The 22,988-nt window shown below is 61.4% G+C and carries 23 protein-coding genes; 10 read left to right on the forward strand and 13 right to left on the reverse strand.

All coding sequences use genetic code 11. The features are described 5' to 3' along the window. The first annotated feature begins 10 nt into the window (after nt 1–10). From AC1D2N_RS15030 to AC1D2N_RS15040, 3 genes are read left to right on the forward strand one after another with little or no spacing between them, the layout of a single operon-like run. Nucleotides 11–2,719, forward strand: coding sequence for a sensor histidine kinase (locus tag AC1D2N_RS15030; RefSeq protein ID WP_018246505.1), 2,709 nt, complete (start codon nt 11–13; stop codon nt 2,717–2,719). After that, complete coding sequence (locus AC1D2N_RS15035) at nt 2,716–3,408, forward strand: response regulator transcription factor (RefSeq protein ID WP_018246504.1); 693 nt, start codon at nt 2,716–2,718, stop codon at nt 3,406–3,408. Before AC1D2N_RS15030 ends, AC1D2N_RS15035 begins: the two co-directional genes overlap by 4 nt. A gap of 41 nt (nt 3,409–3,449) precedes the next feature. Beyond that, nucleotides 3,450–3,905: a PTS sugar transporter subunit IIA gene (locus AC1D2N_RS15040; RefSeq protein ID WP_018246503.1), complete on the forward strand. Its 456-nt coding sequence runs from the start codon at nt 3,450–3,452 to the stop codon at nt 3,903–3,905. Between the two features lie 68 nt (nt 3,906–3,973). On the opposite strand, the gene AC1D2N_RS15045 is transcribed toward AC1D2N_RS15040, so the two are convergent. Continuing rightward, on the reverse strand, nt 3,974–4,990 hold the full coding sequence (locus AC1D2N_RS15045; protein WP_130653933.1) for a porin: 1,017 nt from the start codon (nt 4,988–4,990) through the stop codon (nt 3,974–3,976). A 356-nt stretch (nt 4,991–5,346) separates the two neighbouring features. Between AC1D2N_RS15045 and AC1D2N_RS15050 the strand changes: the two genes are divergently transcribed. From AC1D2N_RS15050 to AC1D2N_RS15070, 5 genes are all read left to right on the forward strand, one after another. Next, on the forward strand, nt 5,347–6,372 hold the full coding sequence (locus AC1D2N_RS15050; protein WP_018246501.1) for a sulfate ABC transporter substrate-binding protein: 1,026 nt from the start codon (nt 5,347–5,349) through the stop codon (nt 6,370–6,372). A gap of 8 nt (nt 6,373–6,380) precedes the next feature. Continuing rightward, the gene (gene cysT, locus AC1D2N_RS15055) at nt 6,381–7,238 is read left to right on the forward strand and encodes a sulfate ABC transporter permease subunit CysT (RefSeq protein ID WP_018246500.1); all 858 of its coding nucleotides are present in this window, start codon (nt 6,381–6,383) and stop codon (nt 7,236–7,238) included. Beyond that, nucleotides 7,228–8,100: a sulfate ABC transporter permease subunit CysW gene (gene cysW, locus AC1D2N_RS15060; RefSeq protein ID WP_130653934.1), complete on the forward strand. Its 873-nt coding sequence runs from the start codon at nt 7,228–7,230 to the stop codon at nt 8,098–8,100. The genes cysT and cysW overlap by 11 nt, the downstream gene beginning before the upstream one ends. Before the next feature lie 10 nt (nt 8,101–8,110). After that, nucleotides 8,111–9,151: a sulfate/molybdate ABC transporter ATP-binding protein gene (locus AC1D2N_RS15065; protein ID WP_018246498.1), complete on the forward strand. Its 1,041-nt coding sequence runs from the start codon at nt 8,111–8,113 to the stop codon at nt 9,149–9,151. 264 nt (nt 9,152–9,415) lie between these two features. Next, a complete protein-coding gene (locus AC1D2N_RS15070) occupies nt 9,416–10,252 on the forward strand; it encodes a cell wall hydrolase (protein ID WP_018246497.1) in 837 nt (278 codons plus the stop codon). A 37-nt stretch (nt 10,253–10,289) separates the two neighbouring features. Here AC1D2N_RS15070 and pepT read toward each other — a convergent pair whose 3' ends face one another. The 11 genes from pepT to AC1D2N_RS15125 form a co-directional block, all read right to left on the reverse strand. Further along, complete coding sequence (gene pepT / locus AC1D2N_RS15075) at nt 10,290–11,522, reverse strand: peptidase T (RefSeq protein ID WP_018246496.1); 1,233 nt, start codon at nt 11,520–11,522, stop codon at nt 10,290–10,292. Between the two features lie 107 nt (nt 11,523–11,629). Next, nucleotides 11,630–12,382: a metallophosphoesterase gene (locus AC1D2N_RS15080; RefSeq protein WP_018246495.1), complete on the reverse strand. Its 753-nt coding sequence runs from the start codon at nt 12,380–12,382 to the stop codon at nt 11,630–11,632. Nucleotides 12,383–12,452: 70 nt separating this feature from the next. Further along, nucleotides 12,453–13,511 carry an ABC transporter ATP-binding protein gene (locus AC1D2N_RS15085; protein WP_018246494.1) on the reverse strand — a complete coding sequence of 353 codons (1,059 nt, stop codon included), beginning with the start codon at nt 13,509–13,511 and terminating at the stop codon, nt 12,453–12,455. A gap of 4 nt (nt 13,512–13,515) precedes the next feature. After that, the gene (locus tag AC1D2N_RS15090) at nt 13,516–14,346 is read right to left on the reverse strand and encodes a carbohydrate ABC transporter permease (protein WP_018246493.1); all 831 of its coding nucleotides are present in this window, start codon (nt 14,344–14,346) and stop codon (nt 13,516–13,518) included. Between the two features lie 4 nt (nt 14,347–14,350). Continuing rightward, a complete protein-coding gene (locus tag AC1D2N_RS15095; protein WP_011655107.1) occupies nt 14,351–15,286 on the reverse strand; it encodes a carbohydrate ABC transporter permease in 936 nt (311 codons plus the stop codon). Between the two features lie 99 nt (nt 15,287–15,385). Continuing rightward, nucleotides 15,386–16,645, reverse strand: coding sequence for an ABC transporter substrate-binding protein (locus AC1D2N_RS15100; RefSeq protein WP_018246492.1), 1,260 nt, complete (start codon nt 16,643–16,645; stop codon nt 15,386–15,388). Nucleotides 16,646–16,680: 35 nt separating this feature from the next. After that, nucleotides 16,681–17,853, reverse strand: coding sequence for a PLP-dependent transferase (locus tag AC1D2N_RS15105; RefSeq protein ID WP_018246491.1), 1,173 nt, complete (start codon nt 17,851–17,853; stop codon nt 16,681–16,683). Then, nucleotides 17,850–18,572, reverse strand: a complete 723-nt coding sequence (locus tag AC1D2N_RS15110; protein WP_018246490.1) for a FadR/GntR family transcriptional regulator — start codon at nt 18,570–18,572, stop codon at nt 17,850–17,852. Before AC1D2N_RS15110 ends, AC1D2N_RS15105 begins: the two co-directional genes overlap by 4 nt. 519 nt (nt 18,573–19,091) lie before the next feature. Continuing rightward, nucleotides 19,092–20,486, reverse strand: a complete 1,395-nt coding sequence (locus tag AC1D2N_RS15115) for a sensor histidine kinase (RefSeq protein WP_018246489.1) — start codon at nt 20,484–20,486, stop codon at nt 19,092–19,094. Next, entirely contained in the window at nt 20,483–21,154 is a 672-nt protein-coding gene (locus tag AC1D2N_RS15120) for a response regulator transcription factor (protein ID WP_018246488.1), read from the reverse strand. The genes AC1D2N_RS15115 and AC1D2N_RS15120 overlap by 4 nt, the downstream gene beginning before the upstream one ends. Then, on the reverse strand, nt 21,151–21,642 hold the full coding sequence (locus AC1D2N_RS15125) for a PepSY domain-containing protein (protein WP_245268293.1): 492 nt from the start codon (nt 21,640–21,642) through the stop codon (nt 21,151–21,153). Before AC1D2N_RS15125 ends, AC1D2N_RS15120 begins: the two co-directional genes overlap by 4 nt. Between AC1D2N_RS15125 and AC1D2N_RS15130 the strand changes: the two genes are divergently transcribed. Then, nucleotides 21,629–21,904 (forward strand): PepSY domain-containing protein, encoded by a 276-nt coding sequence (locus tag AC1D2N_RS15130; RefSeq protein ID WP_018246486.1) that lies wholly within the window; start codon nt 21,629–21,631, stop codon nt 21,902–21,904. The genes AC1D2N_RS15125 and AC1D2N_RS15130 overlap by 14 nt on opposite strands. Then, nucleotides 21,901–22,464, forward strand: a complete 564-nt coding sequence (locus AC1D2N_RS15135; protein ID WP_018246485.1) for a cytochrome b/b6 domain-containing protein — start codon at nt 21,901–21,903, stop codon at nt 22,462–22,464. The genes AC1D2N_RS15130 and AC1D2N_RS15135 overlap by 4 nt, the downstream gene beginning before the upstream one ends. Nucleotides 22,465–22,563: 99 nt before the next feature. On the opposite strand, the gene AC1D2N_RS15140 is transcribed toward AC1D2N_RS15135, so the two are convergent. After that, entirely contained in the window at nt 22,564–22,836 is a 273-nt protein-coding gene (locus AC1D2N_RS15140; RefSeq protein WP_130653935.1) for a DUF982 domain-containing protein, read from the reverse strand. Nucleotides 22,837–22,988 lie beyond the last annotated feature (152 nt).

Raw genomic sequence — 22,988 nt, forward strand, 5'->3', positions numbered from 1 at the left:
GACCATACGCATGCCAGACGACAATCGCGATCAGGCCGGCAGGCCCTCGCCCGATGCGCTTCTCGAAAAAGCCCGGGCGGAGACACGCGGCCGTCTGAAGATCTTTCTGGGTGCCGCGCCCGGCGTCGGCAAGACCTACGAGATGCTCGTCTCCGGCCGTGCCAAGATCGCCGACGGTCTCGATGTCGTCATCGGCGTCGTCGAGACCCACGGCCGCAAGGAGACCGAGGCGCTCCTTGCCGGCTTCGAGATCATCCCTCGCGTCGAAATCAGCTACAAGGGCCGGCCGCTCGAGGAAATGGATCTCGACGGCATCCTCGCCCGCCGGCCTGATCTCGTGCTGGTCGACGAACTCGCCCATACCAATGCCGAGGGCAGCCGTCATCCGAAGCGCTATCTCGACGTCAAGGAATTGCTCGATCGCGGCATCGATGTCTATACGACGCTGAACATCCAGCATGTCGAGAGCCTGAACGACGTCGTCTCGCAGATCACCCGCATCCGTGTGCGCGAGACAGTGCCGGACTCGATCATCGACCTCGCTGACGACATCGAGATCATCGACCTGACGCCGGATGATCTGATCAAGCGCCTGCATGACGGCAAGGTCTACATGCCGCGGACGGCCGAGCGGGCGCTGACCAACTACTTCACCCCGGGCAACCTGACGGCGCTCAGAGAACTTGCGCTGCGTAAGACCGCACAGCGCGTCGACGACCAGTTGCTCACGCATATGCAGGCCCATGCCATATCCGGCCCCTGGGCGGCGGGCGAACGCGTTCTCGTCTCGGTTGACCACCATCCGCGCTCCGCCTCGCTGGTGCGTTATGCTGCCCGTATGGCCTCGCGGCTGCGCGCGCCCTGGGCTGCCGTCTATATCGAGACCAACCGATCGATCAATCTGAACGAAGCCGAGCGCGATACCGTCGCCGCCACGCTGCGACTTGCCGAGCAGCTCGGCGGCGAAGCGATCACCCTTCCCGGCCGCGAAGTCGCCGAAGAACTTGTCCGCCACGCCACCGCCAACAACGTCACCCATATCGTCATCGGCGCCCCGAAGAAGCCGACATGGCGCGACTGGTGGAGCCGCTCGATCACCGACGAGCTGATCCGCAAGACCGGCGAGATCAGCGTCCATGTGATTTCAGGCAGTGAGAAGGACGGCACTACCGCGCGCGGCGTCAGGGCGGCGGCCACCGCGCCGCAACTGGATTTCAGGGCCTACCTGCTGGCAACCTTTTATGTTGCCATCGCGCTCGGCGTCAGCGTCGTGCTCGACCAGGTGCTCGACGTACGCAACCTCGCCCTCGTCTTCCTGATGGCCGTGCTGACCTCAGCCGTCCTCCACGGCCTGCGGCCGGCCCTTTACAGCTGCATCCTCAGCGCGCTGTCTTTCAACTTCTTCTTCCTGCCGCCGCGCTACACGCTGACGATCAGCGATCCGGAAAGCGTGCTTGCGCTCTTCTTCTTCCTGGGCGTCGCCATCATCGCCAGCAACCTGACCGCGACCGTCCAGCGCCAAGCCGCCGCTGCCCGCCAGCGGGCGCGGACGACGGAAGATCTCTATCTCTTCTCGAAAAAGCTCGCCGGCACCGGCACGCTCGACGACGTGCTCTGGGCGACCGCCTTCCAGCTCGCCTCGATGCTGAAGGTCCGCGTCGTGCTACTGCTGCCGGAAGACGGTACCATCGCCGTCAAGGCCGGTTATCCGCCTGATGATACGCTCGACGATGCCGATATCGCTGCCGCCCGCTGGGCCTGGGAGCACAATCACGCCGCCGGCCGCGGCGCCGACACCCTGCCCGGCGCCAAGCGCCTCTATGTGCCGCTGAGAACCGGGCGCACCGCCGTTGGTGTCATCGGCCTCGACAGTGACCGCCGCGACGGACCGTTGCTGACGCCCGAACAGCAGCGGCTGCTCGATGCGCTGGCCGACCAGGCGGCCCTTGCCATCGAACGCGTCCAGCTCGTCGCTGATGTCGACCGGGCAAGACTTGGGGCCGAAGCAGACCGGCTGCGCTCGGCCCTACTGACTTCGATCTCGCACGACCTGAAGACACCGCTTGCCGCCATCCTCGGCGCCGCCGGCACGCTGCGCGACTATTTCGCCTCGATGCCGGAGGAGGACCGCAGCGACCTGCTGTCGACCGTCGTCGACGAATCCGAACGCCTCAACCGCTTCATCGCCAACCTGCTCGACATGACCAAGATCGAATCCGGTGCGATGGAGCCGAACTATGCGCTGCATTATGCCGGCGATATCGTCGGCAGCGCGCTGCGCCGTGCCGCCAAGATCCTCGACGGCCACAAGACCGAGATGAACATTCCCGCCGACCTGCCGATGGTGCGCGTCGATCCTGTCCTGTTCGAGCAGGTGATCTTCAACCTGCTCGACAATGCCGCGAAATACGCGCCCGAGGGATCGGTGATCCATATCGAGGGCTGGGCCGATGCCGACAACGTCGTCGTGCAGATTTCGGACGAAGGCCCAGGCATTCCGCCGGCCGATCTTAACCGCGTCTTCGATACCTTCTACCGCGTGCGCAAGGGCGATCAGGTGCGCGCCGGCACCGGGCTTGGCCTTTCCATCTGCCGCGGCTTCATCGAGGCGATGGGTGGCACGATCACCGCCGGCAACCGGACGGGCCGTCCGGGCGCCGTCTTCACCATCCGCCTGCCGAAACCCAACGACATTCCGAAACTGGATGAACTCCGATGACCGGTTCAGCCGTTAAAATCCTCGTCGTCGACGACGAGCCTCCGATCCGCAAGCTGCTCCGCGTCGGCCTGACCGCGCAGGGCTACGAGGTGCGTGAGGCGCCAAACGCCAGCGCCGCCCGGCAGTCGGTCGCCGATGACATGCCCGATCTCATCGTGCTCGACCTCGGCCTTCCCGACACCCCCGGCCATGACCTGCTACAGGCGTGGCGCGACGAAGGGCTTTCCATGCCGGTGGTCATTCTGTCCAGCCGCACCGACGAGGCCGGTATCGTCAAGGCGCTGGAAAGCGGCGCCGACGATTACGTCACCAAGCCCTTCGGCATCAACGAGCTCGGCGCCCGCATCCGCGTGGCGCTGCGCCACCGCCTGCAGCAACAGGGCGAAAAGGCGATCTTCCAGACCGGCGGGCTGTCGATCGATCTCGTCAAGCGCATCGTCAAGGTCGACGGCCAGGAAATAAAACTGTCGCCGAAGGAATATGACATCCTGCGCGTGCTCGCCCAGCATGCCGGCAAGGTGCTGACACACCAGTTTCTTCTAAAGCAGGTATGGGGGCCGGCGGCGGATGTGCAGTATCTGCGCGTCTACGTCCGGCAACTGCGGCAAAAGGTCGAACAGATTCCGGACCAGCCGCACTATATCACCACGGAGACCGGCGTTGGCTACCGGCTCAGGGAACCGGATTGACCTCCCTTCCCCCCCGCTGCCCGAACAGTATCGAGAATGACATGAACCTTCCCAACATCATCCGGCCGGAACACACCTTCATCGGCGTGTCGGCGCCGACCAAATGGCGCGCGCTGCAGACCATAGCCGACAAGGCCGCCAAGGCTTTCTCCGTCGATGGCCAGACCATCCTGAAGGCGCTCGAAGCGCGTGAGAAGCTCGGCTCCACCGGCATCGGCAATGGTATCGCCATCCCGCATGCGGCGATCGACGGCATGACCAGCCCGCGCGGCCTTCTCCTCCGCTTCGCCCAACCATTGGATTTCGAGGCGATCGACGATATCCCGACTGACATCGCCTTCGTGCTGCTCTTCGGAGAAAATAATCGTGGCGAATATCTGAACGTGCTATCGGCCATTGCCAGGCGGCTGCAAACGGACGGCGCGCTCGCCGCGATGCGCAAGGCAAGAACGGTCGACGAATTTTATTCCGATTTCATCGCCGATTCACGGGTGTGATGACATTGTTCTAAATTAAAAAAGGCGCGGCCTGAAGGTCGCGCCCACTCGTCTGCAAAGAGACGATCTTAGAAATCGCGCTGGAAGCGCAGGAAGCCGAACACTTCGTCGTCGCCTTCGTCCTCATCGTGATATTGCACGCTGAGCTTCGTACGCAGATCCTCGACGATGCGGTAGTCGATGGTGACACCGGTCGTGTAGGCGCTGCCGCCGGTGAAGCCGTTACCGTCAGCCTCGAGAGCGATGTTTTCGAAGTACTGGAAGCCGGGGGTGACCGACCACTTGTCGTTGATCTTCAAGGCATACTCTGCTGCGATCGTCCATTCGGACTCTTCGTAGTAGTAGTTGGCGCCGCTTGCCCATACGCCGGCAATGCCGAGCGTGCCCGGGCCGATGTCGGCATAGACGATGCCGCGGACCGCGACTTCGCTGGTGTCGGTGTCATAACCGGCAAGCAGGTAAGCGCTGATGGCGCCGGCCTTGTAGGAAACCTGGCCTGCGACACCGAAGTTGTTCGGGCCGTCGCCCGGCTTGGTGGCGTAGTCTTCTTCCAGCTCGTCGACCGAAATGCCGGCCGCGAAAGCGCCATTCTCGTACTGATAACGGATCGAGTTGTGGGTCGTCTCGTTGCTGGCAAGGGTATCGGTCTCGCCGCTCATGTCGTCATCCCACCAGCTATACAGCTTACCGACGCGGAAACCGGCAATGTCGATGTAGCCTTCATCGAGCAATGCTTCCTGGTCAGAAGCGTTGTCGACATTGTAACGCAGCGTGATGACGCCGGTGAGCGTGCCGTACTCGGTGTCATTCTTGGCCTGGAAGGTGACCTGACCGCGAGTCCAGAAGTCTACGTCGGAGTCGCCCGAAATATGGTCACCGAAACGCACTTCGGTACGGATGTAACCGCCGATCGAAAGGCATGTTTCCGTCCCCGGAATATAAAAATAGCCGGTACCGTAGGCGTCGCAAACGCGAACATATTCCACGGGCTCGGGTTCCGCCGCCACGATGGCGTCGGCTGCGCGGGCTCCGGAGGCCGCGGCAAGGGCGGCAACGGAGGCAAAAAGGACAGTTCTGATATTCATTTTGAATGGCCCTAAAGAGGTTTGGAATGCGAGGCGCACTTCAAGGGTAGCCCCCGCGTTGCGGTCGGCGAATACGGCCGCAACGGAGGCCATATAGGAATCCGCAAGCGCCATCGCGGCAAAATCTTGGCAAAAATCTGCATCACCATGTCGTTTTCGTGGAGGAACTGTGGCCGAAAAAACACGGCCCTGCGGCAGGCAGCGCCGGGCGACCAATTGGCCGCGGCCAACTTCGATTTCCAAATTACCCCTTAAATGGAATGACATTCTAAGGGTAGCGCCGGAACCGGAAGAACCTTTGTTTCATTATACGACTGACTTGATAGTGTTTAGGCACAAACACGGAGGGTTCCCCAATGCAGACACAACGGCTCACCCGGCTCATCGCAGCCGCGGTCATGGCAGGCAGCTTCGCGATCGGGAGCATCGCTCCTGCATTCGCGGATCAGACGCTTCTTAACGTTTCCTACGATCCGACTCGCGAATTGTATAAGGATTTCAATGCTGCTTTTGCCGCCAAGTGGCAGAAGGACACCGGTGAAACCGTAACGATCCAGGCGTCGCATGGCGGCTCCGGTGCGCAGGCGCGCTCCGTCATCGACGGTCTCGACGCCGACGTCGTCACGCTGGCGCTCGAAGGTGATATCGACGCCATCGCCAAGAAGACCGGCAAGATCCCGGCCGACTGGAAGACCAAGTTCCCCAACAATTCGACACCCTATACGTCGACGATCGTCTTCCTGGTCCGTAAGGGCAACCCGAAGGGCATCAAGGATTGGGGCGACCTGGTCAAGGACGACGTGCAGGTCATCACCCCAAACCCGAAGACCTCGGGCGGCGCCCGCTGGAACTTCCTGGCCGCCTGGGCATGGGCCAAGCAGGCGAATGGCGGCGACGAAGCCAAGGCGCAGGATTACGTGACGAAACTGCTGCAGCACGTTCCGGTTCTCGATACAGGCGCGCGCGGCGCCACGACCACCTTCGTCCAGCGCGGCCTCGGCGACGTGCTGCTTGCCTGGGAAAACGAAGCCTATCTTTCACTTGAAGAGCTCGGTCCCGATCAGTTCGAGATCGTGACGCCGGCCTTCTCCATCCGTGCCGACCCGCCAGTCGCCATCGTCGACGGCAATGTCGACAAGAAGGGAACGCGCAAGGTCGCCGAAGCCTATCTCAACTACCTCTATTCGGACGAAGGCCAGAAGATCGCCGCCAAGCACTTCTACCGCCCGATCAAGCCGGAAGCCGCCGATCCGGCTGACATCGCCCGCTTCCCGAAGCTGACGCTCGCGACCATCGACGATTTCGGCGGCTGGAAAGACGCACAGCCGAAATTCTTCGGCGACGGCGGGGTATTTGACCAAATCTACAAGCCGGCCCAATAATAGACTTCATGAAAGCACATAGCCCCACGCGGTGGCGGTTCAAGCGGCCGAGCGTCATTCCGGGTTTCGGAATGGCGCTCGGCCTTACCTTGACCTGGCTCACCCTTCTGATCCTCATCCCGCTCTCGGGCCTCGCCGTCCGGTCGAGCGCGCTCGGCTGGGAAACATTCTGGTCGATCGCACTCGATCCGCGCACGCTGAACGCGCTGCGCATCAGCTTCGGCAGCGCCTTCATCGCTGCGATCGTCAATGCTGTCTTCGGCATCATCCTCGCCTGGGTACTGGTGCGTTACCGCTTTCCCGGCAAGCGTGTCATCGATGCCATGGTCGACCTGCCTTTCGCGCTGCCGACTGCCGTTGCCGGCATCGCGCTGACGACGCTCTACGCGCCGAACGGCTGGATCGGCCAGTTCCTGACGCCGCTCGGCATCAAGATCGCCTTTACGCCAGCCGGTATCGTCGTGGCGCTGATCTTCGTCGGCCTGCCCTTCGTGGTGCGCACCGTGCAGCCCGTCATGGAGGAAATCGACAAGGAAGTGGAGGAGGCTGCGGCAACGCTCGGCGCCAATCGCTTCCAGACGATTTTCCGCGTGCTGCTGCCAGGGCTGGCGCCCGCCGTGCTCACCGGCTTTGCGCTCGCCTTTGCCCGCGGCGTCGGCGAATACGGCTCGGTCATCTTCATCGCCGGCAACCTGCCGTTCAAATCGGAGATCGCGCCGCTGCTGATCATCATCAAACTCGAAGAGTATAATTACGCGGCAGCGACCGGTATTGCGGCGATCATGCTGGTCATCTCGTTCGCCATGTTGCTCGTTATCAATCTCATCCAGAGCTGGAGCAGGCGGAGGTACGGCTATGGCGCTTGATGCGACCGTTCAACCGGTGAAGCTGCGTTCGGTGACCACCGAAAACAGGATCGCGCGCTTCACGCTGATCATTCTTTCGCTCGTCTTCCTGCTGCTGATCCTGCTTCTGCCGCTCGCAGCAGTTTTCGTCGAGGCTTTCCGCAAAGGTCCCGCCCCCTTCTTCGTGGCGCTCGCCGACGCCGAGACCTTGTCGGCGATCCGCCTGACGCTGATCGTCGCCGGCGTCAGCGTGCCTCTCAACCTCGTCTTCGGGGTCGCCGCCGCCTGGGCGATCGCCAAGTTCGAGTTCAAGGGCAAGGCCTTCCTGACGACACTGATCGACCTGCCCTTCTCGGTCTCACCCGTCATATCGGGCCTGGTCTTCGTTCTGCTGTTCGGCTCCAGTACCTGGCTCGGCCAGTGGTTCAGCGCTCACGAGATCAAGATCCTGTTCGCCGTGCCGGGGTTGATCCTCGCCACCATGTTCGTCACCTTCCCCTTCGTCGCCCGCGAGCTGATCCCGCTGATGCAGGAACAGGGAACCGCCGACGAGGAGGCAGCCCTTTCGCTCGGCGCCAGCGGCTGGCAGACCTTCTGGTACGTGACGCTGCCGAACATCAAATGGGGTCTGCTCTACGGTGTGCTGCTCTGCAACGCTCGCGCCATGGGTGAATTCGGCGCCGTCTCGGTGGTCTCTGGCCACATCCGCGGCCAGACGAACACCATGCCGCTGCAGGTAGAAATTCTCTATAACGAGTATAATTTCACCGGCGCTTTTGCCGTCGCTACACTTTTGGCCTTGCTCGCGCTCGTGACTCTTGTTTTGAAGACGCTGCTGGAAATGCGCTATAGCGCGGAAATCGCCGCCAGCCGGCGGCACTGAAGGATTTGGAATGGAAGTACGCGTTCAAAACATTCGCAAGGAATTCGATCGTTTTCCGGCACTGCACGATGTCTCGCTCGACATCCGCTCCGGCGAGCTGATCGCACTGCTGGGCCCTTCGGGCTCCGGCAAGACGACATTGCTGCGCCTGATCGCCGGCCTCGAAAGCCCGACGGAGGGGCTGATCTTCTTCGGCGACGAGGATGCCTCGAAGAAATCAGTGCAGCAGCGCAATATCGGCTTCGTCTTCCAGCACTATGCTCTCTTCCGCTACATGACGGTGCTCGAAAACGTCTCCTTCGGCCTCAAGGTCAGAAACAGCGCGCGGCGGCCGCCCAAGGCCGACATCCGCAGGCGGGCGCTCGAACTGCTCGAACTCGTCCAGCTTTCCGGTCTCGAAAAACGCTACCCGGCCCAGCTTTCGGGCGGTCAGCGCCAGCGTGTGGCGCTCGCCCGTGCGATGGCCGTCGAGCCGAACGTGCTGCTGCTCGACGAACCCTTCGGCGCGCTCGACGCCCAGGTGCGCAAGGACCTGCGCAAGTGGCTGCGCGATATCCACGATCGCACAGGACATACCACCGTCTTCGTCACCCACGACCAGGATGAAGCGCTGGAGCTTGCCGACCGCGTCGTGGTCATGAGCCAGGGCGCGATCGAACAGGTCGGCACGCCCGACCAGGTCTACGACAATCCGAATTCTCCCTTCGTCTTCGGCTTCATCGGCCAGTCGAACTGCCTGCAGGTCGAGATTACTGACGGCGACATTCGCTTCGAAGGCCGCTCGCTCGGCCTCAATGCCGAGGGCGAGCCTGATGGCACGGCGCAGCTCTATTTCCGCCCGCACGACGTCAGGCTCTGCGAATCAGCCGAAAACTGCATCGCCGGCCATCCGGTCTCCAGCCGCCGCGTGGCCGGCACCCGCCATATCGAGTTGGATATCGGCAATGATCGCCCGCATATCGAGATCGAATTGCCGCCGAGCGAGGCCGACAGGCTTGACCGCAACCGGGTAGCCTTCAAGCCGACCCGCTGGAAACTGTTCCGCAGCTGATGGAGATTGGGGGCCTGTCGCCCACAGAGTCGTGCGTCTTTTCAAACGCGCGACTCTGCAACACATTGAATTTCTTCATAATTTTATGCTGGAATCGGTTCCGATCTCAGGAATTACGCAATAGCTTATCGCCGGAATCGTATTTGGCGAGAGTCCCTTAAGGTTTTTGTTATCTAAGGTTGTTTGTATTTCAGTCATATGACGAGTAAAACGTTTTCGCTTAATCATTAAGGGCTGGACTAATCCCATAGGAGGCACCTGGCGTTGAGGGCGGAGATTTCCTTTGGAAAATCCCTGATCGGGATTTTGTTCGTAGGACTGGCAGCTGCAAGCTGCACGACGACATCGAAACCGGCGGCAACGGCGGCGAACACCAAAACGAAGCAGGGCCAAGCGGCGAAGGTCACCTTCAACTACACCGCCAAGGATCGTGAATGCCTGCAGCGCGCGATGTATTTCGAATCGCAGCATTCGGACGAGGACGGTTACATGGCGGTCGGGACCGTTGTCATGAACCGGCTCACCTCCGGCGCCTATCCCCCTTCCATCTGCGGCGTGGTGGCCCAGAAAAGGCAGTTCGCGCCCGGCGTGATGACGCGCGAAGTCAAGCCGCAGGCGGAAACTGAGCTTGCTACCGCAGCCGATGCGATCCTTATTAAGGGCGCACGCCATCCCGCGGTGAAGGACGCGATGTTCTTCCACACCGATGGGCTGAAATTCCCTTACGACAACATGCACTATGTGACGGTCGCCGGCGGCAACGCCTTCTACGAGAAGCGCGACGCCAACGGCACGCTTGAAACGCCGCCGCCGCTGCCCTCCTACGAGGTGGCGATGAACTATGTGCCCGGCGAAAGCATGCTGCCGCCGCAGTTCGAGGCACTGATCCCCTCGGCGGTTCCCGTTCCTCTGCCGGCGCCGGACCCCATGGCGACGGCGAGCACGGGGCAGATGCGGATAACTGCGCCGGTGACCGCGCCGGAAACATTGCCGGTAACATCGGTCGAGCCCGAGCCGGGAATGCCCATTGCGATCCCTATTCCCCGCCCCGCCTATGACAGCGTGATGCTGCGTGAAAGCCTTCCGGCGAACGGCGGTTAAACCGCACTTTCGGTTTAAGAGTTAGGTGGAAGCGCGCCTAGGCGCGCTCTTCCCAGACCTTTGCCAGTTCCACGATCGTTTTGACCGCCTTTTCCATGTCCTGGCGGCTCACCCATTCGAGCGGCGAGTGGAAGGCATGGCCGCCGGCGAAGATGTTCGGACACGGCAGTCCCATGAAGGAAAGGCGCGAGCCATCCGTGCCGCCGCGGATGCTGCCGCGCACCGGCGTCATGCCGGCCCGGCGCACCGCCTCGATAGCGTTCTCGACGATCTCCGGGTGACGATCGAGCACCACCTTCATGTTGCGATACTGTTCCTTCACCTGGAAATGATAGGTCGAGCCAGGATAGGCAGCCATCACGTCCTTGACGATGGCTTCGAGCATGATCTCCTTTTCCGTGAGCCCCTTTTCGGTGAAGTCACGGATGATGAAGCTCAGCGACGCCTTCTCCATCGAGCCGGTCACGCCGGTGGGATGGATGAAACCCTGCTGGCCTTCCGTGGTCTCGGGGGCAATATCCCTCGGCAGCCGGTCGATGATGGCGCCTGCGATCTTGATGGCGTTTTCCATGCGGTCCTTGGCGAAGCCAGGATGGATTGCCACACCTGAAATGCTGATCTCGACGCCGTCGGCCGAGAAAGTCTCGTCCTCGATATGGCCGGCCGTCTCGCCGTCCATCGTATAGGCGAAGTCGGCACCGAGTTTCTTCAGGTCGACCTTGTTGACGCCGCGCCCGACTTCCTCATCGGGCGTGAACAGGATCTTGATCGTCCCGTGCCTGATATCAGGATTGTCGACGAGGATTTGGGCCGCGGTCATGATCTCAGCCAGTCCCGCCTTGTCGTCGGCGCCGAGCAATGTCGTTCCATCGGTCGTGACGATGTCGTTGCCGATCTGGTTCTGCAGTTCAGGATGATCGCTGACGCGGATCACCCGGCCCGTGTCGCCGGGAAGATTGATATCCCCGCCGGCATAATTCCTGACGATCTGCGGCTTCACATTCGTGCCGCTGAAATCGGGCGCCGTATCCATGTGCGAGCAGAAACAGATGACCGGCACCGTCTTGTCGCTATTGGCCGGAATGGTCGCGTAGACATAGCCGTGTTCATCGAGACGCGCGTCCGCAAGACCGATTTTCCGCAGTTCATCGACCAGAACCCGTCCGAGATCCTTCTGCTTGCCGGTGGTCGGTTGCGTCGACGAGGCGGGGTCGGATTGCGTATCGATAACGACATAACGGAGAAAGCGGTCGAGAACAGTGTCGGTCATAGCATCCATTCCAGCAGCAAGATCACGCAGAGGATATAGCCCTCATGGGCGATGCGACAAAAGATTTTTCCGCTCGCAGTTCGGGAGGGTTTCCCATTCAATCCATTTCATGCGCCGCCATCCGATGCCGGAATCGATACGACATGGGAAACCAGGCCGCCGTCGCTAACTTGGTGCACGAGGAAGGACGGAGCGTCGATCACCGGAAGATCGGCCCGTCCTTCTAACAGAAGCGGATTGGGTGGGCAGAGGGAGCCGCAGGTCTGGACAGGGATCATTCCCAGCCGACCAAATGCAGGTCGGTGGACATGGCCGCAGAGAATCGCCAACGGCAGCCTATGCATCGTCTCCAGGGTACTGAGAAGCGCACTGTCGTTCCGGCATCCGACCTGGTCCAGCGCCTCGATGCCGATCCTGAATGGCGGCTGATGCATGAACAGAAGGGCGGGCGTCGTCAGGTCGGCAAGCGCGCTCATCAGCCACGGCAGATGCGGCAGGACGTCACCGTAGCTCTGACCGGCGACGGTCACATCGACACCGAGGAGGGTCAGCCCATCGACGGCTGTCCGGAAATGCATCGGTCCCGTCGCATTGATCCATGTGCCGACGGCGGCAAGTTCGGAGCGCATCAATTGCACATCGTCACCGTTGCCCGGCAACAGGTGGACAGGGCAGTCCAGCGACCGCAGGCTTTCGGCGACCAGGCGATAGCCTTGCCGCCATCCGTCGTCCACCAGATCTCCCGTGAGAACAAGCGCATCCGGGCGGAACGTCTTCAGCCAGCCTATCGCCAGCTCCAGCGTCTGGAGCGACGAAAGGTCCGGCCCGGCATGGATATCGGATATCTGCGCAACGAGCATGTTATGCCTCCCCGCCCCCGCCGAAGAGAGTATGCCAAAACCGACAGCAACGGGCCACCGGCTCTGCTGTTCAATCGACGCGTTTTCCCTCGGCGTCGAACACATGCAGATATTGGGCCGGGAAGGCGACATTGACCTTCGGACCTGCCTTCAGCGCGTCGCGGGTCAGCGTGAAGATCTTGAACGGCAGACCATGCAGGGCAAGGTGCAGGATGATGCCGAAGCCTGTCGGTTCGACGAGTTCCACGTCGGCGGCAAGCCCCGCCCCGCCGTCGCTCATCAGCACATGCTCCGGCCGGATGCCGAGCGTCACCTTTGCGCCGTCGACAAGCGGCAGAGGCTTTGCAAGCGGCACGATCGTGCCGTCCTTCAGCCTCACGCCGCCGGCATCATAGCTGGCCTCGAGGAAATTCATCCCGGGCGAGCCGATGAAGCCGGCAACGAAGAGATTGGCGGGGCGGTCGTAGAGTTCCAGGGGACTGCCGACCTGCTGGACCACGCCGCCATGCATGGCAACGATCCGGTCCGCCAGCGTCATTGCCTCGATCTGGTCGTGGGTCACGTAGATGGAGGTCGCCTTCAGGTCGCCATGCAGTTTCTTGATTTCGGCGCGCATCTGTTCGCGCAGGCGCGCATCGAGGTTCGACAGCGGTTCGTCGAACAGGAAGGCCTTCGGCTGGCGCACGATGGCGCGGCCCATGGCGACGCGCTGGCGCTGGCCGCCGGAAAGCGCCTTCGGCCTTCGTTCGAGCAGTGGATCGAGGCCGAGCTTGGCGGCGGCCGCGGCGACCGCGCTTGCAATCTTCTCCTTCGCCACCTTCCGGAGCCTGAGGCTGTAGCTCATGTTGCCGGCGACGTTCATATGCGGGTAAAGCGCATAGGACTGGAACACCATGGCGATATCGCGGTCCTTGGGATGCAGCTCATTGACCCTGACCCCGGCGATGCGGATCTCACCTGATGTGACCTCCTCCAACCCGGCGATCATGCGCAGCAGTGTGGACTTGCCGCAGCCGGACGGGCCAACGAGCACGACGAATTCGCCGTCATGGATTTCGAGGTCGACGCCGTGCAGCACCTGCACATGGCCATAGGCTTTGCGGATATTCTGGATATCGATCGATGCCATGTGTTTAACCCTTGACCGCGCCGGCCGTCAGGCCCTGGACGAGATAGCGCTGGATGAGCAGGAAGAAGAGGCCGGCCGGAATGAGCGCCATGACGCCCGCCGCCATCATCTGCCCGAAATCCACCGAGAATTTCGAAACGAAGGTGAGAAGGCCGACGGGGAAGGTCGCCGCGTCATTGCCGTTGATCAGCATCAGCGCGAAGAGCAACTCGCTCCAGGCGGCAGTGAAAACGAAGCCGAGGGTGGCGGCGATCCCCGGCAGCGTCAGCGGCAGGATGATCTGGCGAAACGCCGTGAACTGCGTCGCCCCGTCGATCTTCGCCGCCTCTTCGAGATCCCTCGGGATGCCGTCGAAGAAGGACTGCATCAGGAAGGTGGCGAAAGGCACGTTGAAGGCGGTGTAGACGATGACGAGCCCGGTCAGGCTGTTGGTCAGATGCAGAGGCGACAGGATCTTGAAGATCGGCGCGACCAGCATGACCAGCGGAAACATCTGGGTCAGCAGCATCAGAGCGACGATCCCGTATTTTGCCCGGAAATTGAACCGCGACAGCGCGTAGCCGGACAGCGAGGCGCAGATCGTCACAGTGACGGCCGTCGACGCCGAGACGATCAGGCTGTTCTTGAAGAAGGTCGGAAAGGCGCTGTGGCGCAGCACGAAGGCATAGTGATCCCATGTCGTGCGTGACGGCCACATCCGCACGCCTTCGCTATAGAGCAGGTCGTTCGGCGTCACCGAGACCTTGAGCAGCCAGAACAGCGGAAAGAGTGCAAAGGCGATGTAGCAGAGGATCGCCGCACGGTGTGCGATGGTAGGAATGACGGATCGTCTCATGGCCTCAATCCTTGTTCAGCAGCGTCTGCCGGAGCAGGATGATCAGCATCGAATAGGCAAGCAGCAGCACGAGCAGCACCAGCGCGATCGCCGAGGCATAGCCGAAGTCGAGCCGCCTGAAGGCTGTCGTGAAGATGTAGCTGGCGACGATCTGCGTCCGGTCAGCCGGCCCGCCATTGGTCATGACGACGATGAGATCGGCGAAATTGGAAATCCACACGGTACGCAGCAGCACGGTGATGGCGATCGTTGGCGCCAGAAACGGCAGCGTGATCGAGCGGAAGCGCTGGAACCAGCCGGCGCCGTCGATCGATGCCGCCTCATAGAGATCGCGCGGGATCGCCTGTAAGGCGGCAAGCAGCGTAATGGCGAAGAACGGAATGCCCCACCAGACATTGGCAACGATCGGCCCCCACATCGCATAATTGGGATCAGAAAGGATATTGCCCGGCTCATGCATCAGCCCGAGGGCGAAGAGCCAGTGCGGGATCGGCCCGATGACCGGGTTGAACAGCCAGGCCCAGTTGAGGCCGGCGAGAAAGGACGGCACGGCCCAAGGCAGGAAAACCAGCGCCTGCGCGATTGCCCTGCCCTTGAACGGCTTGTCGAGCAGCAGCGCCAGAATGAGCCCGAAGACGAACTGCAGGACGACGGAGGCGCCGGTCCACCAGAGCGTGTTCCGCAGCGCGCCGTAGAAGGCGGCATCGCCGGCAAGCTCGCGGAAATGATCGAGCCCGATGAAGCCGCCGGAAAACGGATTGAGCAGCTGGATATCGCGGAAGGCGTAGGAAATGCCGACCGTCAGCGGCACCAGCATCACCGCGATGATCAGGATCAGTGACGGTGCGCTGTAGAGATAGGGCTCAGAAGCATCGGCAACGCGACGCAGCCATGGCCTGCGGTCGCGGCGCATGTCGAGCGTATCGGCGGAAATGGTCATCAGCCAGCAGTTCCCATTCGCGGCGTTCATGCGCCGTCTGTGTCATCAAAGAAGCGACGGCGGCCCCGTCTCGAAAGGCCGCCGCCGTCAGTCCGTTGCTTATTTCTTGGCGAGGAACTTCTGCTGCGCCTTGGTGAGATATTCCGCCCACTGGTCGGCCAGATCCTTTGCCGAGATATCGCCGAGCAATGCCTGCTGCGAGGTCTTGATCGCCAGCGAATCCTTGAAGAAGGCGAATTCCTCGAGATAGGTCGGCATGACTGTTGGTACCGTGTTCGGGTCCGCCAGCTCCTCGAACCAGCCCTTGAACTGGTCACCGGCATAGAAGGGATCCTTCTCGGCCGCCGTATAGGCCGGCAGGGCGCCGATACGCTTGTTCCACTCGATATTGCCTTCCGGCCCTTCGAGGGTAGCGATCAGCTTCCAGGAGAGATCCTTGTTGCCGCTCGTGGTGAACATCGACCAGCCGCCATAGCCGATCGTCGGGAAGGACTTGCCGTCGGGGCCCTTCGGCAGCGGCATAACGCCGAAATCGTCCTTGTTCATGCGTTCGGCGATGGCGATCAGCGCATCCGGATCCTGGTCGAGGAAAGCGCAGGTGCCGGAATAAAAGCCGGCGACGACTTCGTTGAAGCCCCAGTTGACGCTATCCTTTGGCGCATAGCCCTTCTTGTAGAGATCGACCATCCATTCGATGCCCTTGGCCCAGCCGGGGCTGTTCATCGTCGAGGTGCCGTCGTCGTTGAAGTACTTGTTCGAGCCGGCCATCGAGGCGGCAAAGATCATCCAGCCGTTGAGGCCGCCCGGTCCGCCGCGCATGCAGTAGCCGTATTTGCCGGACAGTTTGGAAACCTTTTCCGAAGCGGCGGTGAACTCTTCCATCGTCTTCGGCGGCGCGGCGACGCCGGCTTCCGAAAGCAGCTTCTTGTTGTAGAACATCGCCCTGAGATAGAAGCCGTAGGGCAGCATATAGGCGGTGTTCTTGACGTCGCGGCCGAGTTCGAGCGCGCGCGGCGTCAGCTCCTTGGTGTGTTCCCACTTTTCAAGGTAGGGCTCCAAGCTCTCGAGCATGCCGTTATTGGCATAGAGCGACAGCCAGGTATCGGGCATTTCCATCACATCGGGCACGTCGCCGGCGGACACCATTGTCGCGAACTTCTGGAACGCTTCGTTCCAGGGCAGCGAGATGATGTCGACCTTGGTGCCGGGATTGGCGGCTTCGAACTTGCCGACGATCGATTTCAGCGTTTCGGTGCGCTCCGGGCTGGTGATGACTTCGACAAGTTTGAGCGTGGTATCGGCAAAGGCCGTGCCCGCCATCATCGAAGCAAAGAGCGTCGAGATTATTAGTTTTTTCATGGCTCAGTTCCCCCTTATTAGGTTTCTCTCGGGTTTCAGGATTGTGAGGCGGCGGCGAGCGCCTCCTCGATGTCTCTCCACAGAGCCTCGGTTCCTTCGAGGCCGACATGGAGACGTACGGATCGCGCATGGATGCCGAAGGCATGTGCGGAATTTGGCTGTGCCTTCTGCTGAAGCACCACCTCGCCCGGTACGATCAGGCTTTCATGTCCACCCCAGCTTACGCCCAGTTTGAAGAGCTTGAGGTGATCGGCGAAGGCGCGGATATCGACGCCCTCGCGGAAGATGAACGAAAACAGGCCCGAGGTGCCGTTGAGCCCGGCGGGCAGACGGTTGGCGAGCCCCGGATGGCAGACCGTCTCCACCACGTCGAGCTTCTGCAGGCGCCTGGCGATTTCGAGAGCGGATGCCTCGTGGGCCCGCATGCGCAGCGGCAGCGTGCGCAGGCCGCGGATCAGGAGCCAGGCGTCGAACGGCGAAAGCTTGCCGCCGAGATAAGGATAGGCCTCGGCCTTGACGCGTGCAATCATCGCCTTCGAGCCGGCGATGACGCCCGCCACCACATCGCTGTGGCCACCGAGATATTTCGAGGCCGAATGAATGACGAGGTCGACGCCGAGCGTCAGCGGCCGCTGGAAGAACGGGCTTGCCCAGCTGTTGTCGATCATCGAGACGACGCCGTGTTGTCTGGCGAGTGCTGTGAGCGCGCCGACATCATGCGCTTCCATCACCCAGCTCGTCGGGCTCTCCATGTAGAAGACCTTGGCGCCGGGCAGCGCCTTGGCGACCGCCTCCTCGTCGCGCCCGTCGACATAGGTCACCTCGATCTTCATCCGTTTCAGGATGGTGCCGAACAGGCGAAAGGCATCGGGATAGACATGTTTGACGGCAACGATGCGATCGCCCGGCTCGACGAAGCTCAGCACCGCCGACGAGATCGCCGCCATGCCGCTCGCAAAACCCAGCGCATCCTCGGCACCTTCGAGCTTGGCGAGCATTTCTTCGAAGGCACGCACTGTCGGGTTCAGGCCGCGCGTATAGATCGGCCTCACCTTCTCGCCGCGATAAGAGGCAATCATGTCGTCGTAATCGGAAAAGGTGAAAAGCGAGGTCTGGAAAATCGGCGGCACGACGGCGTCTGCGAAGTTGCCTTCGTCGTGAGCCGTGATGAGGGAAGCAAGATCGAACGGTTCTGCGCCGTTACTCATTTGGACATTTCCTTGATGTCTTCCTCGACGATATCGAGAATTTTCAATGTTTCGGCGCGCGCCGCCTCGGGATCCCCGGCAGCGATCGCGTCGAAAAGCGTACGGTGAAAGGGGAAGGACCGGCGCGCGAAATCCTGCCGGTCGAAGGGATGTTCCCAAAAGCGCTCGAAGGTCTCGCGCATCTGCTCGAGAAGCTGGCGAAACAGCGGATTGTGGGTGGCATCGTAGACAGCGAGATGAAAGGCCAGATCCTCCGGCCCGGAGGTGCCTTTCTCGATATGCACCCGCTCCATCTCGTTCAACTTTTCCTCGATAACGACGAGATCCGTGTTCGTGCGCCGACGCGCCGCAACCATGCCCGCCTCGCATTCGATGCCGCGGCGAACCTCCAGCGTCTGCAGCAGCACGTCGCGCAGATGAACCGTGTCGAACGACAGCGGCATGTGGATCGTCGCCCTGGAAACCGGCTTCAGCAGATAGGTGCCGCTGCCCTTGCGCGTCTCGATGACGCCGAGCGCCTGGAAGTGGCGGATCGCTTCGCGAATGGTCGAGCGGCCAACGGCAAGGGCTGCCATCAGCTCGCGCTCGGCCGGCAGCCGGTCACCCGCCCTCAACCTGGCTTCCTCGACATAATCCGCCAGCGCATCAGTCACCTGACGCGCGCGGTCCATGGCCGGAAGCGGCCGGATCACCGGCCTGTCGCTGCTATTTGGCTTCATGGTTCCCTATTTTTCTTCTCAGTCAGCCGACCTTGGAATTGGTCTGACATCTTAGCATTTCTCAAAGAGCGAAAGACGTCAAGTCGCCTTTATTGGTAATTGACCCCGCTCCTCCACAATGTCCTTTTGCACCCCGGAAAGGGCCTTAAAGTACCTGAATCGATGTCCCACGTGAGCAATCGCTCGCAGGGAGGAGCCGGATTAACGAACACGGCGCCGCAATTGCGGGCAGCGCGAATCCGGGAACGGGCCGCCGTCCGAAGGTTGAGGTCGAGTGCTCAAGTCTCGTCGGATGCATCGTCTTCGATTGTGCCTGCTATGGCAGAACCAGGTTGTTGGTAAGTGGTAAGCCCGCGAAGGTTTGCACCCACAGCCCTTGGTCCTGCATTTTTTTCGCGTTAGGTCTGAACCTGCCTTCGAATCGCAGATGCACGACGGCCCGGCATCACAGGATGGTCTCATCCTTCTACCCGCGCGTCGTCAAACGCGGACATATGGCGTCGATCCCCTCGGAAGATGTTATGTCGTCGTCGCTACTCTGGGATGGAGCGTTCGGGAGGCGATGACGTCAGGGAAGACGACTTCCGCACGGAAGCCACCTTCGACACGGTTTTCCAACGTGAGCGTCAGATCGTACACCGCTGCAATCTCCGACACGATGGCAAGACCTAGACCAGAGCCGGTTTTCAGACGATCGAGACGGACACCCCGACGCGGAAGATCGGGCAATCTCTCTGGCAAGACGCCTGGGCCGTCGTCCTCGACCGTGAGGCGGCTCTGCCCATTTTGTCGAATCGCGGTGACATGGATCCTGCTCCTGGCCCACTTGCAGGCGTTCTCAAGCAAGTTGCCCGCAAGTTCGCGGAAGTCGTGCGGATCGACGGGAACGCTGAAGTCCTCGGCCACGTCTGTTTCCCATGCGAGGCGTTCGCCTGCCTCAGTGTGTCGGAGCATTCGAACGGTCTCGCTGATGATCTTCTCGACGTCGGCATCGCCACTTCGCTGATCAGGGCTCGGGGTGATACGGGCTCGGGCGAGCTCGTGCTCGACGTGCGAAAGCATAGTCTCGGCAAGATGGTCGAGTTCATCGGCAATCTCAACCTCGCCCTTCTCCCGGAGTGAGTACGCGTTGTTTGTGAGAACGGTCAAAGGCGTCTTCAGCCCGTGGGCGAGATCACTGGCCCTACTCCTGGCCTTCTCCATCGCCGCGGCCTGGCTTTGCAGCAGCTTGTTCAGTTGGTTGACGAGCGGTTGGACCTCGCGCGGGTAGGCCCCAGCCAGTCGGCTGGCCCTCCGGTCGCGGACGGCTTCAAGATCACGACCGATGCGGTCGAGAGGTCTCAATCCGATCCAAAGCTGCCCGATCGACATCAACACGAGTAGCGCGGCAAGAACGGCGACATAGGGCAGAATGTCGAGAGCAAATCCAAGGCGGGCGCTGTCGACCTCGTCGGCATTCACCGCCACCGCGATGCGAATGGGCCTCCTGCCCTCAGGCGCGGCCAACGACAGAACGCGTTCCTGAACAAGGACATCTTTCCCCTCCGGCCCGGAGAGACGATATTGGTGCATGATACCGACAGGATGCGACTCCTCCGGCAGAGGCAGGACATAGTCGAAGAGCGAGGAAGATCGAACCTCCGCCTTCCCCACAGGATCGTCGATCTGCCAGTAGAGCCCCCCATAGGGTATCAGGAAACGATTGTCCGGAGGGTTCTCGGGCACCTGCAGCCTGCCTCCGGGCAAGAAGCGGATCACAGCCGCCAGACGGTTTATGTGTCCGGTCAGCTCGTTCTGCACGCGCTTGCTGTAGCTGTCCGCAAAGATCTGGACGAGAGCGACGGATGCAGCAGCAAGGCATATCGACACAGCTATCAACGACGTGATGATGAAACGGCCGTGAAGCGACCTCATGTCCCCTCGCCCGATGCTATCTGGTATCCGAAGCCTCGACGCGTGACGATCGCGTCCCTTCCAAGCTTCTTTCTCAGCCGTCCGATCAGGACCTCCACCGAATTGCTCTCCCGTTCAAAGTCCTGAGTGTAAAGCTGCTCGGTAAGCTCGAGCTGGGAGATCGCGCGACCTCGATTCTGCATCAGCACCGACAGGCATTTATACTCCATTGGCGTGACGTCGACAGGCATCCCGTCGACCATGACCGCGCGTCGGCGAGGGTCGATAGAAACGGGACCTGACGATAGGACCGCGCTGGCGTGCCCGGAGTACCTGCGCAGGACTGCGTGCAGTCTGGCGAGAAGCTCCGCAATGCGGAATGGCTTGCCAAGGTAGTCGTCGGCGCCAGCATTGATGCCCTCGACGCGCTCCTCCCAGTTGCCGCGCGCCGTCAAGATGATGACCGGCATGTCACGACCGTTCGACCGCCACTTTTTGAGGATCGTTAGGCCGTCGATCTTCGGCAGCCCCAGATCAAGGACGACGGCGGCGAAGTCGTCATGCTCGCCAGCGAACAGGGTGGCTTCCCCATCGGATTCGTGGACGACGTTGAAACCGGCCTTGGTGAGCTGGGCGGTCACGTCACGGGCGATGAGCGGGTCGTCTTCGGCAAGCAACAGGCGCATCATTCGTTCTCGATTTCGGCGATCCTGCCTGACGCGGCGTCCACTTCCACCTCGGTGACCTGACCGCCGCCCCTCAGAATCCGGAACTCGTAGATTATGCGATCGTCATGCCGATCGACACTGACATCGATCAATTCGCCGGGCAGCTTGGCGAGGACTTTCGCCTTCAGTACGGCAAGAGGCAGAATCTTCCCTTCGTGGACCCGTTTAGGCAGGTCGTCGTGCGACGGCAGGTCATCCGCTTCGCGGGAACGAGCAGGCAAATCGTCGGCATGTGCGCTCCATACCGGAAGCGACGACCACAGAAGGACAAAGCAGACGAACGCGAGCGTGCGGGGCGGGTACATCGTCGGAGAATATCCTATCGAAGGTGACAATAACCTGACAATCGCGATCAGGTCGCCGTCAGGTCGCGCCCCATAGGTTCGAAGCCGACCAGACGAGCAAAACCGCTCCTGGGATGATGGAGAAAAACCAATGAAGAAGATCATGTTCGCAACCCTCCTGCTCGCCACCGCGTCGATCGGCGTTGCCCGCGCCGAAGAGGGTCAGAATTGCACCCAGGCTCCCAAGGACAAGTGGCTGAGCGAGGACGGCATCAAGGAAAAGGCCAAAGCCGCGGGCCTCGACGTGCGCCGGGTCAAAATGGAGGGCAGTTGCTACGAGGTCTACGCCGTCGATGCGAAGGGCAAAAAGGTCGAAACGCTGTTCAACCCGGAGACCGGCGCAGCGGTCGGCAACGAAAGCGAATGACCATGGGCAGGATGGACATGGATGCGGCGGGCGCTTGCTCGCCGCCAAAGATCAGGGTCTGGGACCCGGTGGTGCGGATGTTCCACTGGGGTCTGGTGGGTCTGTTCGCCTTTTCCTATCTGACCGGTGACGAGTGGAAGCAGGCGCATATTCTGTCGGGCTACGCCATTGTCGGCCTCCTGCTCTTGCGAATCATCTGGGGCTTCGTCGGCAGTCACCACGCGCGCTTTTCCAATTTCATCTACGATCCGGTCACGACCCTCGGCTTCGTGCGTGACAGCCTGGCCATGCGCGCCAAGCGCTACATCGGCCACAATCCGGCCGGAGGCGCGATGGTGTTCGCGCTGCTCGTCGCGATCTCGGGCATTGCCGCAACCGGGTACATGATGACGACGGACACCTACTGGGGAGTGGAATGGGTGGAAAGGACGCATGAACTGCTGGTCGATGTGACGCTTGGCCTCGTCGGTCTTCACGTCGCAGGCGTCCTCCTGGCAAGCATCGAGCACAGGGAAAACCTTGTCCGAGCGATGGTAACCGGCAGGAAGCGAGCCGATTGACCTGGATCGGCGTCGCGGCCGGGTAGGACCTGAAGCCATGGAAGGCACCTGGGTTAAGGACTTGTTGCTCACTTGACCGAGCTGATCTCGTCCTGGCGTCTACGAACGACCACGGGGCGCGCAGGTGGACATCTTGGCTTCGTCAGCGGCCTGAATGAAAGCCTGGCGCGCGGTCTCCTGCGAGACATGCCCGCTTACGGCCGCGGCGCAGATCTCTCTCGCGAATGCGTGTTTTCTTCGCGAGCCTTTCCATCGGTTGGCGAGAAAATCGAGCGCCTCGCTCGCTCCGCCGATAGCCTGAGGGACGCTCATGCCCACCTGGACGAAAACGGGTTCCGACCAGGTTCGTACTATCTGCTTCTGGGGAGCCATCCTCGATCTCCTGAAGGTTTCGGACTGCGAGCGGGGCATCATCACGAGGCCCGACCACGATCGGGCGCTGGCTGATGGCGTCAGGATACCCGGTTCGAACGGCGTGGACGTTGATATCGATCAAGCCAGGCACGATCGCACTCTGAAATCAC

This window comes from Rhizobium sp. P1_B8 (assembly GCF_056406515.1).

What these genes read in the sequence shown, in the direction of transcription:
- AC1D2N_RS15030 (WP_018246505.1), top strand. Translation starts at nt 11, where the DNA reads ATGCCAGACGACAATCGCGATCAGGCCGGCAGGCCCTCGCCCGATGCG.
- AC1D2N_RS15035 (WP_018246504.1), top strand. Translation starts at nt 2,716, where the DNA reads ATGACCGGTTCAGCCGTTAAAATCCTCGTCGTCGACGACGAGCCTCCG.
- AC1D2N_RS15040 (WP_018246503.1), top strand. Translation starts at nt 3,450, where the DNA reads ATGAACCTTCCCAACATCATCCGGCCGGAACACACCTTCATCGGCGTG.
- AC1D2N_RS15045 (WP_130653933.1), bottom strand. Translation starts at nt 4,990, where the DNA reads ATGAATATCAGAACTGTCCTTTTTGCCTCCGTTGCCGCCCTTGCCGCG.
- AC1D2N_RS15050 (WP_018246501.1), top strand. Translation starts at nt 5,347, where the DNA reads ATGCAGACACAACGGCTCACCCGGCTCATCGCAGCCGCGGTCATGGCA.
- cysT (WP_018246500.1), top strand. Translation starts at nt 6,381, where the DNA reads ATGAAAGCACATAGCCCCACGCGGTGGCGGTTCAAGCGGCCGAGCGTC.
- cysW (WP_130653934.1), top strand. Translation starts at nt 7,228, where the DNA reads ATGGCGCTTGATGCGACCGTTCAACCGGTGAAGCTGCGTTCGGTGACC.
- AC1D2N_RS15065 (WP_018246498.1), top strand. Translation starts at nt 8,111, where the DNA reads ATGGAAGTACGCGTTCAAAACATTCGCAAGGAATTCGATCGTTTTCCG.
- pepT (WP_018246496.1), bottom strand. Translation starts at nt 11,522, where the DNA reads ATGACCGACACTGTTCTCGACCGCTTTCTCCGTTATGTCGTTATCGAT.
- AC1D2N_RS15080 (WP_018246495.1), bottom strand. Translation starts at nt 12,382, where the DNA reads ATGCTCGTTGCGCAGATATCCGATATCCATGCCGGGCCGGACCTTTCG.
- AC1D2N_RS15085 (WP_018246494.1), bottom strand. Translation starts at nt 13,511, where the DNA reads ATGGCATCGATCGATATCCAGAATATCCGCAAAGCCTATGGCCATGTG.
- AC1D2N_RS15090 (WP_018246493.1), bottom strand. Translation starts at nt 14,346, where the DNA reads ATGAGACGATCCGTCATTCCTACCATCGCACACCGTGCGGCGATCCTC.
- AC1D2N_RS15095 (WP_011655107.1), bottom strand. Translation starts at nt 15,286, where the DNA reads ATGACCATTTCCGCCGATACGCTCGACATGCGCCGCGACCGCAGGCCA.
- AC1D2N_RS15100 (WP_018246492.1), bottom strand. Translation starts at nt 16,645, where the DNA reads ATGAAAAAACTAATAATCTCGACGCTCTTTGCTTCGATGATGGCGGGC.
- AC1D2N_RS15105 (WP_018246491.1), bottom strand. Translation starts at nt 17,853, where the DNA reads ATGAGTAACGGCGCAGAACCGTTCGATCTTGCTTCCCTCATCACGGCT.
- AC1D2N_RS15110 (WP_018246490.1), bottom strand. Translation starts at nt 18,572, where the DNA reads ATGAAGCCAAATAGCAGCGACAGGCCGGTGATCCGGCCGCTTCCGGCC.
- AC1D2N_RS15115 (WP_018246489.1), bottom strand. Translation starts at nt 20,486, where the DNA reads ATGAGGTCGCTTCACGGCCGTTTCATCATCACGTCGTTGATAGCTGTG.
- AC1D2N_RS15120 (WP_018246488.1), bottom strand. Translation starts at nt 21,154, where the DNA reads ATGATGCGCCTGTTGCTTGCCGAAGACGACCCGCTCATCGCCCGTGAC.
- AC1D2N_RS15130 (WP_018246486.1), top strand. Translation starts at nt 21,629, where the DNA reads ATGAAGAAGATCATGTTCGCAACCCTCCTGCTCGCCACCGCGTCGATC.
- AC1D2N_RS15125 (WP_245268293.1), bottom strand. Translation starts at nt 21,642, where the DNA reads ATGATCTTCTTCATTGGTTTTTCTCCATCATCCCAGGAGCGGTTTTGC.
- AC1D2N_RS15135 (WP_018246485.1), top strand. Translation starts at nt 21,901, where the DNA reads ATGACCATGGGCAGGATGGACATGGATGCGGCGGGCGCTTGCTCGCCG.
- AC1D2N_RS15140 (WP_130653935.1), bottom strand. Translation starts at nt 22,836, where the DNA reads ATGGCTCCCCAGAAGCAGATAGTACGAACCTGGTCGGAACCCGTTTTC.